The organism is Acinetobacter towneri DSM 14962 = CIP 107472 (assembly GCF_000368785.1).
In the GTDB taxonomy this organism is placed as follows: domain Bacteria; phylum Pseudomonadota; class Gammaproteobacteria; order Pseudomonadales; family Moraxellaceae; genus Acinetobacter; species Acinetobacter towneri.
The window spans coordinates 223,906-236,046 of the sequence record NZ_KB849690.1 but is presented as its reverse complement, the minus strand read 5'-3'; the positions used below and the strand labels follow the sequence as shown (position 1 = coordinate 236,046).

7 protein-coding genes are annotated in these 12,141 nt (G+C 44.3%); all 7 read right to left on the bottom strand.

From position 1 onward, the window contains the following. Positions 1 to 14: 14 nt before the first annotated feature. The 7 genes from F947_RS08350 to F947_RS08315 all read right to left on the bottom strand — a co-directional run bounded on the left by F947_RS08350 (position 15) and on the right by F947_RS08315 (position 12,098). Complete coding sequence (locus F947_RS08350) at positions 15 to 605, bottom strand: LemA family protein (protein WP_004974474.1); 591 nt, start codon at positions 603 to 605, stop codon at positions 15 to 17. A gap of 291 nt (positions 606 to 896) precedes the next feature. Next, positions 897 to 2,318 (bottom strand): FAD-dependent oxidoreductase, encoded by a 1,422-nt coding sequence (locus F947_RS08345; RefSeq protein ID WP_004974472.1) that lies wholly within the window; start codon positions 2,316 to 2,318, stop codon positions 897 to 899. Between the two features lie 91 nt (positions 2,319 to 2,409). Continuing rightward, positions 2,410 to 6,885, bottom strand: coding sequence for a glutamate synthase large subunit (gltB, locus tag F947_RS08340; protein ID WP_171062584.1), 4,476 nt, complete (start codon positions 6,883 to 6,885; stop codon positions 2,410 to 2,412). A 543-nt stretch (positions 6,886 to 7,428) separates the two neighbouring features. Next, on the bottom strand, positions 7,429 to 8,274 hold the full coding sequence (locus tag F947_RS08330; RefSeq protein WP_004974470.1) for a hypothetical protein: 846 nt from the start codon (positions 8,272 to 8,274) through the stop codon (positions 7,429 to 7,431). Between the two features lie 10 nt (positions 8,275 to 8,284). Next, entirely contained in the window at positions 8,285 to 9,364 is a 1,080-nt protein-coding gene (gene aroB / locus F947_RS08325; protein ID WP_004974469.1) for a 3-dehydroquinate synthase, read from the bottom strand. An 18-nt stretch (positions 9,365 to 9,382) separates the two neighbouring features. Beyond that, a complete protein-coding gene (gene aroK / locus F947_RS08320; protein WP_004974468.1) occupies positions 9,383 to 9,925 on the bottom strand; it encodes a shikimate kinase AroK in 543 nt (180 codons plus the stop codon). A 37-nt stretch (positions 9,926 to 9,962) separates the two neighbouring features. Continuing rightward, the gene (locus F947_RS08315; protein WP_167538857.1) at positions 9,963 to 12,098 is read right to left on the bottom strand and encodes a type IV pilus secretin PilQ; all 2,136 of its coding nucleotides are present in this window, start codon (positions 12,096 to 12,098) and stop codon (positions 9,963 to 9,965) included. Positions 12,099 to 12,141 lie beyond the last annotated feature (43 nt).

Below are 12,141 nucleotides of genomic sequence, written 5' to 3'. Positions count from 1 at the left end.
CATCCTCCTAGGCGTTATTCAAACGAAACTTTAGGTGCGGTTTGTGCGCTTTGTTCTGCGCTAAAGTTTGGTTTGGTGTCCATGCCAATCACTTTAGCAGTCATGACTTGCGGGAACTGACGTGCATAGCTGTTAAAGTCTTGCACTGTGCTAATGTAACGGTTACGCGCCACGGCAATACGGTTTTCTGTGCCTTCTAGTTGTACTTGTAAATCACGGAATTGCTCATTGGCTTTTAAGTCTGGGTAATTTTCAGACACCGCTATTAAACGTGATAAGGCACTGGTCATTTGCGCCTGTGCTTCCTGATATTTCTGGAATAACGCAGGGTCTTCCAATACCGACTTATCCACTTTTAAGCCTGCGACATTGGCACGTGCCTGAGTGACTTCAGTCAAGACTTGTTCTTCATGTTTGGCATAGCCTTTGACCACATTCACCAAGTTTGGCACTAAATCGGCACGGCGTTGATATTGGTTTTGGACTTCTGACCAAGAAGCAGTCACAGCTTCATCTTTCACTTGTAAGGTGTTATAGCCACATCCGCTTAATGTCAAAGTACTGCTTAAAGCCACTGCGAGCATGGTTTTTTTTGTGAAATTCATAAATTAACCTCTAAATTTTCTTTGTATTTGTATGAAATGATTTCATTCTAACGTGAAATTCTGACCTGTTTGTGTATTTTGTTTAATCGAGCGAATCACCAAACTGTTTACATCCAACAATAACCTTGTACAGCAGATTGAATTGATATTGAAGTTTCAGCTCTTAAACCTTATATGAATCAGGAATGGCAATAAATTCCACAAGAAGATGAGCTAGATAAAATATCCAATAAAAAAGGACTGAATTCCTTAAAACTCAGCCCTTTCTAGATCTAAGCAAAACAAACTCGTTTAGACCTCTAAATAATCTAAAATACCTTCTGCCGCCTGACGACCTTCCCAAATTGCGGTCACGACCAAATCAGAACCACGCACCATATCGCCCCCTGCAAAAATTTTCGGGTTTGACGTTTGGAACTTAAATGTTTGCTGTTCTGCTGCCACTACACGACCTGAACCGTCTACCCCAACATTGGCAGAGGCAAACCAATCTGCAGGACTAGCACGGAAACCAAAAGCAAGCAATACCGCATCTGCAGCTAAAACTTCTTCGGAACCCGGTACAGGCTCTGGGCTGCGACGGCCACGGCTGTCTGGCTCACCCAATTGAGTTGTCACCACTTTTACACCTGTAACCTTGCCATTTTCACCTACAATTTCAATTGGTTGACGGTTAAACAAGAAGCTCACCCCTTCTTCACGGGCATTGGTCACTTCACGACGTGAACCTGGCATATTGGCTTCATCACGACGATAGGCACAAGTGACTTGCTGCGCACCTTGACGAATAGAAGTACGGTTACAGTCCATGGCAGTATCCCCACCACCCAGTACAATCACTTTTTTGCCTTCAACACTGATGTATTCTGCAGGGTCTTTTTCCCAGCCTTGGCAACGGTTGACATTGGCAATCAAGAAATCCAGCGCATCATAAACACCATCTAAATCTTCACCAGCAAATCCACCTTTCATATAGGTATAAGTGCCCATGCCCATGAACACGGCATCGTAATCTGCAAGCAATTGTTCAATCGTGATATCTGTACCAATTTCGGTATTTAAACGGAATTCGACACCCATGCCCGAAAAAATTTCACGGCGGCGTTTCATTACGTCTTTTTCCATTTTAAATTCTGGAATACCAAAGGTGAGCAAGCCACCAATTTCAGGGCGTTTGTCAAAGACTACCGGTTTAACGCCATTACGCACCAAGATATCGGCACAGCCTAAACCTGCAGGGCCTGCGCCAATAATCGCCACTTTTTTATCTGTCCATTTCACATGCGACATGTCTGGACGCCAGCCCAAGGCAAAAGCTGTATCGTTGATGTACTTTTCGGCATTGCCAATGGTGACTGCACCAAAACCATCATTTAAAGTACATGCGCCTTCACACAAACGGTCTTGCGGACAAACACGTCCACAGACTTCAGGCAAGGTATTGGTTTGATGACACAACTCTGCTGCCTGAAAAATACGACCTTCCGAAATTAGTTTGAGCCAATTCGGAATGTAGTTATGCACAGGGCATTTCCATTCACAGTACGGGTTACCACAGCCCAAACAACGATGGGTCTGATTAGCTGCCACTTCTGCAGTAAACGGTTTATAAATTTCCACAAACTCATTTTTGCGGACATCGAGATCTTTTTTCTCTGGATCTTGGCGTGCTACATCCAGAAATTGAAAGTCATTATGTAGGCGTTCTGCCATGTCTTTCTCCGTAGGTGGATGTGGATAACGCGACATTTACACTGGGTATAAGTCGAAAGTTATCCACACCTGCCGAATGCTGAGTCGTGGATTATTGTGGATCTGCTTGGGTGGTTTTCAACAAAGTCTGCAAGTTTGCAGCTTTTGGTTTCACCAACCAGAATTTACGGCTATAGAAATCAAACTCATGACGGATCTTATACGCCCACGCACTGCCTGTTTCGGCAATATGTTCATCTAAAATACGTCCTAAGAATGCTTTATGTTCTTCCATCGCTTCAGTCGAAATACGATTCAGCTCAATCAGTTCGTGGTTGTAACGATCTACAAAGTCATTGTCCAAATCGAGTACATAGGCAAAACCACCTGTCATACCCGCACCAAAGTTGTGTCCCACTTTGCCCAATACCGTTACAATCCCGCCAGTCATATATTCACAGCAGTGGTCGCCTGCACCTTCAATTACCGCAAACGCGCCCGAGTTACGCACCGCAAAGCGCTCGCCCGCAGTGCCCGCAGCAAATAATTTACCACCAGTTGCACCATAGAGGCAGGTATTACCAATAATGGCTGTGTTTTGAGTTTGGAATGGCGAACCTTTTGGTGGGAAGATGGAAATACGTCCCCCCGCCATGCCTTTACCCACATAGTCATTGGCATCGCCCTCAAGTTTGATATGCAAACCACCTGCATTCCAAACACCTAAAGATTGTCCCGCAGTACCCGTAAGGTTCAATTTGACAGGATGATGTTCCATGCTCAAGTTACCATAACGACGGGCAATTTCACCTGAAATACGCGCACCAATTGAACGGTCACAGTTGCTCACATTAAAGTAATATTCGCCCCCTGTACCTGCTTCAATTGCAGGCAACATTTCTGCAATCATTTTTTCAGCCAAGACGCCTTTGTCAAATGGTGCATTGCCTTCAACCTGACAATATTGTGCTTTGCCTTCTGCCGCAGGGTGCGATTCCAACAAGGCACTTAAATCCAAGTGCGCATGTTTTTCGGTTTCACCCGGTAAAATTTCTAGCAAGTCGGTACGACCAATCAAGTCTTTCAAGCTCGCAACACCCAGTGCAGCTAACCATTCACGGGTTTCTTCTGCAATGAAAGTGAAGAAGTTGATCAGCATTTGTGGTTCACCAATATAGTGTTCCTGACGCAAATGATCTTGTTGAGTTGCTACCCCAGTTGCACAGTTATTTAAGTGGCAAATACGTAAGTATTTACAACCTAAGGCAATCATTGGGGTTGAACCAAAGCCGAAGCTTTCCGCACCTAAAATTGCCGCTTTCACCACATCTAAACCAGTTTTTAAGCCACCATCGGTTTGCACACGAACTTTGCCACGCAAGTCATTCACACGTAATGCCTGATGCGCCTCACTTAAACCCAACTCCCACGGCGAACCTGCATGGTGAATAGATGACAGTGGCGATGCTGCGGTACCGCCATCATAACCCGAGATGGTAATGAAGTCGGCATAGGCTTTGGCTACACCTGCTGCAATGGTCCCCACGCCTGGTTCAGATACCAACTTGACCGATACCATAGCCTGCGGATTGACTTGTTTTAAATCAAAAATCAATTGTGACAAGTCTTCAATCGAATAAATATCGTGGTGTGGTGGTGGTGAAATCAAAGTTACACCTGGCACAGAGTAACGCAAACGTGCAATCAAGCCATTCACTTTACCGCCAGGTAACTGACCACCCTCGCCTGGTTTTGCTCCCTGCGCCACTTTAATCTGCAACACTTCTGCAGAGGTTAAGTAAGCAGGTGTTACCCCAAAACGTCCCGAAGCAATCTGTTTGATTTTCGAGTTACGAATCGTGCCATAACGCGCAGGGTCTTCACCGCCCTCACCTGAGTTTGAACGCCCACCAATAGTGTTCATGGCAATCGCAATCGCTTCATGCGCTTCCGGCGACAAAGCCCCCAAAGACATCCCCGCAGAGTCAAAACGCGGCAAAATTTGCTCAACCGACTCCACTTGATCTAAGGCAATGGAATTGTCTGTTTTTAACTTGAATAGATCACGAATGGTTGCGATTGGGCGATTATTCACGATTTCTGCATATTCTTTAAAATCTGCATAATTGCCTGAACGCACCGCTTTATGTAAGGCATTGATCACATCTGGGTTAAAGGCATGGTATTCCTTGCCAAATACAAATTTCAGCAAACCGCCCTGATCAATTGGTTTACGTGATTTCCATGCAGTGTCTGCCAGTTTTTTCTGATCATTTTCAAGGTCGGAAAAGGTAGCCCCCTGAATACGGCTTGGCACACCAATAAAGCAAGTATTCACCACTTCAGCAGACAAACCCACCGCTTCAAACAACTGACCACCACGGTAAGACGCTACAGTTGAAATACCCATTTTAGACAGAACTTTGAGCAAGCCTTTTTCAATGCCTTTGCGGAAATTGCTTTGCGCATAGACTGGATCGCCCAATAACTCGCCTTTGGCAATCAAGTCATTGATCACATCATAAGCCAAATATGGATACACCGCAGTTGCACCAAAACCGAGCAATACTGCAAATTGGTGCGGATCGCGGGCAAAGCCTGTTTCCACAATAATGTTGGCATCGGTACGTAAACCGACTTGTATTAAGTAGTGATGCACCGCACCAGTCGCCATGACCGCATTGGCAGGCAAGTAACCTTCACGGATTTTTTTATCGGTGAGTACCAATAAAGTTTTACCCTCACGCACCGCTTGTGCAGCAGTTTCGCAAATCCGTTGAATTGCAGCTTGCAAACCTTCGCTTTCGGCATAGTTCAGGTCGATGTCGGCAATTTCATAGCCTTTACGACCCAAAGTGCGAATTTGGTGCATTTTGGAGTTGGTCAACACAGGGCTTGAGATAATCAAGCGGTCTGCATGTTCTGGACCTTGCTCAAATACGTTTTGTTCACGCCCTAAACAGGTTTCCAAAGACATCACGATCGATTCACGCAATGGGTCAATCGGTGGATTGGTCACCTGCGCAAACTGCTGACGGAAATAATCCGACACATGGCGTACCTGGCGCGACAATACTGCCATTGGCGTATCATCACCCATAGAACCCACGGCTTCTTGACCACTTTCTGCAATTGGACGCAATAATTGATCACGCTCTTCAAAGGTCACCATAAACATTTTTTGTGCGGCTTTTAAGGCATCACCTTTTAAACCCTGATCACACAAATATTCTTCAAGCTCTGGGCTACCTTGTAAACGGATTGAATTTTCACGTAACCATTCACGGTAAGGACGCATTCTTTTCAGATGGTTATTTACATCCTGCGTATCGAGCACTTTGCCAGTAAAGGTATCCACCACCAAAATTTGCCCTGGGCCAACACGTCCTTTAGAAATTACATCTTCAGGTTCATAACCCCACACCCCAATTTCAGAGGCCAAAGTGATGTAGCCATTTTTAGTGATCACCCAACGTGCAGGACGTAAGCCATTACGGTCTAACATACAGATGGCATGACGACCATCCTGAATCACCAAACCTGCAGGACCATCCCACGCTTCCATGTGTTTAGAGTTAAATTCATAGAAGGCGCGTAAATCGGCATCAATGGTTTCGACGTTCTGCCATGCAGGCGGAACCAACATGCGTAAGGCACGGAATAAATCCATTCCGCCACCCACCAGAATTTCCAGCATATTGTCTAAGCTTGAGGAGTCTGAACCTGTACGGTTTACAATTGGGTTTAGCTCTGTCAAACCTGGCAATAATGGATTTTCAAATTTTGGGGTACGTGCCATTGCCCAGTTACGGTTGGCGGTAATGGTGTTGATTTCACCATTGTGTGCTAAATAACGGAACGGCTGCGCCAACGGCCAACGTGGCAAAGTATTGGTCGAGAAGCGCTGGTGGAACACCACAATATGTGATGCCAGACGTTCATCGGCAAGGTCGGTATAAAAGTCTGCAATCGCTGCAGGCATCATCAAACCTTTATAGCTGATCACGGTTGAGCATAGCGTGGTCACATAAAAATATGGATCGGCAGTCAATTGCTGCTCGGCACGACGACGCGCCAAGAATAACTTGCGGTTGAATTCAACTTCAGTCACACCCAATGGGCAATTGACAATAATTTGCTCAAACGCAGGCAAAGACTGCATGGCGATTTCGCCCAATGCCTCATTATTGGTTGGCACCACACGCCAAGCCAAAACTTTACAGCCTTCTGCTTCAATTTCTTTGGTCAGGATATTTTTAGCATGTGTCGCCAAAGCAGGGTCTAGGTTCAGAAATACTGTACCCACTGCAAAAATTTCGCTCAGGGTAATGTCACTTAAGCGTTTTGCTTCTTCACGGAAAAATTGCTTTGGCATTGCCAACAGCAAACCACATCCATCGCCCGTTTTACCGTCTGCGGCAATACCACCACGGTGGGTCATGCAACTTAAACTATGAATGGCTGTCTTGACGAGATCATGGCTTGCATCACCCTGCATATGGGCAATTAAACCGAAACCACAGTTATCTTTAAACTCATCCGGTTGGTATAAACCTTGAGCGGGAGCTACAGTATTAGGCGATGGCATGTGCATAGCGTACCCTTCTTTTACTTGCCCAATTGGGCCAATTAAACAATCTGTTTTTGCGATTTAACTCAATTTACAACTCTAAACATCAACTTAGAGTAAATGACCTATCTCTCATTTACGCAACTTTTACACTTGAATGTAGCAGGCAAATTTGACAGTTTCGCACAATCATTGAATTTTTTGCGCCAAAATAGGGACAACAACTCAATTCACGCACCAATAAAAGCAAAAACAATGCCAACTTTATTTTTTTATTCAACCATAACCAAATTTCAGCATTCACCGCATAAATGTAAAATAAAATCACATTTTTAAGTCAAATTCGCACTGTTTTTGTGCACTTCATTATTTTTATACACCATGCTGCGCCATTTTAGAACGCATTTATGTATGAGAAGAATAGTATTTTTAGATCAAATTGGTGCAACTGAGCCAGAATAGCTCAATGCGAATCATAGACAAAAAGAATAGAACAAATAAAGGCAAGCGATGGTTTGAATGACTAAAATGAAGCTAAAAGAATATTGGAAGTGTTTATGATTAGTTAAAAGGATCGCGCACTTCAGGTTCAGGTGCATCTGGCTGAGCAGGTGCTGTACCACTTTGTGATTTTTGTACATCAACGACATTACCCTCCTGATCACGGCGGGTAATTGTAGTGCTGGTGGTACTATTTTGCGGTGCAACTGCCTGCGTAGTCGGTGCAGTCGTTGTGGTTGCAGGTGGACGTGCCAAAGCACTTTCATCTATTTTAGGCACAGCTGCTGGACGTAAATTTACCGCATATAACTTGGTGCTCAGCCCCATTTCATCTGCACCTAAATCATTGACATAAGGACGATAGTCAGCAAATTGTACCACAACAGGCTGAATCGTTTCAGGAAATTTAAATGGCAATGCGGTCAAGGTTTGTGCGGCTTCGCGTTTATTGCCAAAACTGCCATATAACATCACATATTGTTCAGCCTGCCCCTCACCGCTTAAACGAATATAAAACAGCTTGCTCCGATCTGTTTGCTTTTTAATAAAACTTTTAATGATGTTTTCATCATTGACCCGAAACAGTTCAATCGTGCTGTTATTTTTTTGTTCCTGAATAAATTTAGTACCGCGATATTCAGCCTCATGCAAACCAGAAGCTGTTAAACGCGTGGTGAGTTCCAAAGGGCGGACTTCTTCTTGCAAACCACCCAAATAGGTGGTTGCAGCAACCTTTTCGGGTTGAATTTGTAATTCAATTTCAGACTCTGGTTGTTTTTCAATTTCAACCAGTTCTTCACGGTCAGTCATCGCCCAAAAAATCAGTGCCGCCAATAAACACAGCACCGCGCCCAGCAACCAAATTGACTGTTGAATTTTTTGCCAGTGTGTACGCAGTGCTGTCATATGCTGCCTTTTATGCTTGATTGGCTAAAATCGCCTGTTTCATCAATTCTAAGTCAAACTCTTTGGTGATGATGGCTTGACCCAATTGCTTCATGAGCACCAAACGTAATTGACCATTCAGCACTTTTTTATCGTGTGCCATATAAGCCAAAAACTGATCCAGTGGAATTTGCGGACATACTATCGGTAAATTGGCACGAGAAATGATATTTTTTGTACGCTCTACATCTTCGGCAGAAATCCAGCCCATACGCTGTGATAAATCGGCTGCCATTACCATCCCTGTCGCAACAGCTTCACCGTGTAACCATTCACCATAACCCAAATAAGATTCAATTGCGTGCCCAAAAGTATGCCCAAGATTCAATAAAGCGCGTTCACCTTGCTCTTTTTCATCATTGGCAACAATACGCGCTTTATGTGCACATGAACGATATACCGCTTCTGCCAGTACAGCAGGATCACGCGCCACTAATGCTTCCATGTGCGTTTCAAGCCATTCTAGAAACTCGACATCACCCAAAAGCGCATATTTAATGACTTCGGCTAGGCCTGCAGACAACTCACGCTCAGGTAAAGTATTCAGTTGCGACATATCTGCCAACACCACTTGGGGCTGCTGAAATGCACCAATCATGTTTTTACCCAGCGGATGATTAATCCCTGTTTTGCCACCGACACTGGAATCGACCTGCGACAATAAAGTGGTCGGTACTTGAATGAAGTACACTCCACGCTGAAAACTTGCCGAAGCAAAACCTGCCATATCGCCAATCACGCCACCGCCCAAAGCCAGCACCGTACAATCACGGTTAAAACCAGCTTCCAGCAAGGCATCAAAAATAAGAGTGAGATGCTGAATATCTTTGTATTTTTCTCCATCAGGCAAAATACAGGTTGCCACTTTCTTACCAAGTGCTTCAACAGCCGTCACATAGTGACTTAAATACAAAGGTGCAACCGTGGTATTGGTCACTATCATGACTTGCTGACCTTTAATATAAAGTGCAAGTAATTCTTGGGGCTGAAGATCACTGCCAATAAAAATAGGGTAACGGCGATCGCCGAGTTCAACGTGTAAAGTCTGCATGAAAAAGTCGCTTTCTACCTAAGATATTTGCTCTGAAACAATCGTATTTAAGATTTTTTGCGCCAAATCTCGCGCAGCACCCTGATTGGTTTCAATAATATAATGCGCCACCTCACGATACAACGGATCACGCACTGCAAGCAAATCACGTAATCTTTGTTCGGGGTTTTCGACTTGAAGTAAAGGACGGTTTTTATCGCGATAGGTTCGCTGAAGTTGAATTTCGACAGGGGTATATAGATAAACAACAATACCACGTTGTTTTAAGAAGTCTCGATTCGGGGCTTGAGTCACCGCGCCGCCACCTGTAGCAAGTACAAGTTTATGCCGTGTGGTTAACTCATCAATAACCGCTGTTTCACGACTACGAAACCCTTGTTCACCTTCTTTTTCAAAGATCCAAGGGATCGTAGCGCCAGTTTTGCGTTCAATTTCATGATCACTATCTAGAAATTCACGCCCTAACAATTCCGCCAAATGGCGTCCTACAGTGGTCTTGCCTGCCCCCATCGGCCCTACCAAATAGATATTTGGTAGGGTGTCAAACTCTTTGCTTAGCAAGGAGTCACCTATAAATTTTGTTTAAATTGAAAATATATTAATGATTTCTTGAAACACTGTCATTAACAATTCGTGGTGTAACAAAAATCAGCAACTCACGTTTGTTGTCCGACTTGATATCTTTACGGAATAAACGTCCGATATAAGGAATATCGCCCAAGAATGGAACTTTGGTTTGTGAGTTAGCCGTTTGTTGCTCAAAAATACCACCCAAGACCACAGTTTCACCATTATCTACCAAAACGTTGGTATTCACCGCGTTCTTGTTAATGGTGAGCTGACCTGTAGGTGTAGGTGCACCTGGTGAGTCACTGGTGATATTTAATTGCATTTGGACTTTACCGTCAGGCGTGATACTTGGGGTCACATCCAAACTTAAAGTCGCATCAATGAATTCTGTAGTAGATACGGCATTGACACCACCACCTTCAGAAGATTGATACGGAATTTGCGTACCCGATGCCACTTTGGCATTTTGCTTATCTGCAGTCAGAACTTTTGGTGTCGAAATCACTTCACCGTAACCATCTGCTTGTAATGCCGACAACTCCAAATCGAGCATAAAGTCAGACAAGCTGATTAAACCAAATGCAATACGGCTGGCACCTGGACTGGTCACACCTAAATCGACATTCAAGTTTTGTGGCCGTTCAATTTCGTACTTCCAACCACCTAAATCATCATTTTTTTCTGGTTCACGTAAGTTCCACAAAGTCGTATCGCTACCACCCACCAACAAGTGGTTATTGTTGGTAATCCCTTGTGACAAGATGCCCCACTTCACCCCCATTTCCTTGGTGAAATCTGTGGTTGCACGAACAATACGTGCTTCAATCATCACCTGCTTCACAGATACATCTAGCAAATCAATCATTTGACGAATCTGATCAATTTTTGCCGATGTATCGTTGATGATTAAGGTATTGGTACGTGGATCTACCGACACTGTACCGCGTGGACTCAACAAGCTACCAACGCTATCGCCTAATGGATCAGTACCTGTATTGGTATTTGAACCACCACGTGATGCATTCTTGCCTTGCGTAATTAGTTTTTCAATATCTGCCGCTTTGGCATAGTTCAATTGAATATATTCAGTTTGTAGTGGCGCCAGTTTCACACTTTGCGCAATCGCTTTGGCTTCTTCTTCTTCGGCTTTAATCAATTCAGAAACAGGTGCAATCCAAATCACGTTGCCATTACGACGCTTATCTAAGTTTTTGGTTTTCAGGATAATATCTAAAGCCTGATCCCAAGGTACATCTTTTAAACGTAAGGTAATGTTGCCTTGCACAGTGTCTGCTGCCACCATGTTAATGCCTGTGAAATCAGCCAATAACTGCAATACACGACGCACTTCGATGTCTTGGAAATCCAGTGAAATCTTTTTGCCTGTATAGCTTTGCGCTGCACGCGGTTTAAACGGGTTTTTATCGACAGGGCGTTTTAAGCTGATGGTTAGCTTGTCTTCTGCCTGATATGCCATATATTCATAGCTGCCCGCAGCCTGAATGGTAATCACGCCATTGCTGCCATCATTGTGTGCATCAATGGTCGACACAGGTGTTGCAAAATCATTTACATTTAAACGGCGTGCCAAATGTGTTGGTACTTTATTGCCTAAAGTACGCACCACAATTTTGCTGCCTTGCTGCTGCACATCTACAGGCGTATTGCTACCGAGTAGATCAATCACCACCTGACCTTCGCCTTCACCGCCACGCTGGAAACCAATATTGGATACACCTTGCGCACTACGTTGGGCAGTCACGGCAGCCACAGGGGTTGCCGTTGTTGAGTTGATTTTTAAAATAAAGGTGTTGCCTTCAACACGCGTGGTAAATGCGCCCGCATCGGCCAAGTTCACAGTTAAACGTGAACGCTGTGCATCTGAGCTTACCTCTACAGAGCTGGCTTCTTTGGTCGCGACTGCAACGCTGTTTTGCTTAAGCGTTTGTTGCGCTTTATCAAAATCTAAAATCAAGCGGGAAGGTTGTTCCAGCTGATATGCTGCAGGTTGAGGTGGCAAACCATTAAACATGACACGAATTTCGGTGCCCTGTCCCGGAATTTGCATGGGTACGATGTTGGTAATGCTGACTTGGGCATTGGCAACTTGCATCACTGCCATTGCGACTGCGCCCATTGAAAACTGACGGAACAAATTGTTCATTGTATTACCATCCCCAAAAATAAAATCTTTCACACTGTTATTC

Coding starts and splice junctions, on each gene's coding strand:
- aroB (WP_004974469.1), bottom strand. CDS start 9,364: ATGCAGACTTTACACGTTGAACTCGGCGATCGCCGTTACCCTATTTTT.
- F947_RS08330 (WP_004974470.1), bottom strand. CDS start 8,274: ATGACAGCACTGCGTACACACTGGCAAAAAATTCAACAGTCAATTTGG.
- F947_RS08345 (WP_004974472.1), bottom strand. CDS start 2,318: ATGGCAGAACGCCTACATAATGACTTTCAATTTCTGGATGTAGCACGC.
- F947_RS08350 (WP_004974474.1), bottom strand. CDS start 605: ATGAATTTCACAAAAAAAACCATGCTCGCAGTGGCTTTAAGCAGTACT.
- gltB (WP_171062584.1), bottom strand. CDS start 6,885: ATGCCATCGCCTAATACTGTAGCTCCCGCTCAAGGTTTATACCAACCG.
- F947_RS08315 (WP_167538857.1), bottom strand. CDS start 12,098: ATGAACAATTTGTTCCGTCAGTTTTCAATGGGCGCAGTCGCAATGGCA.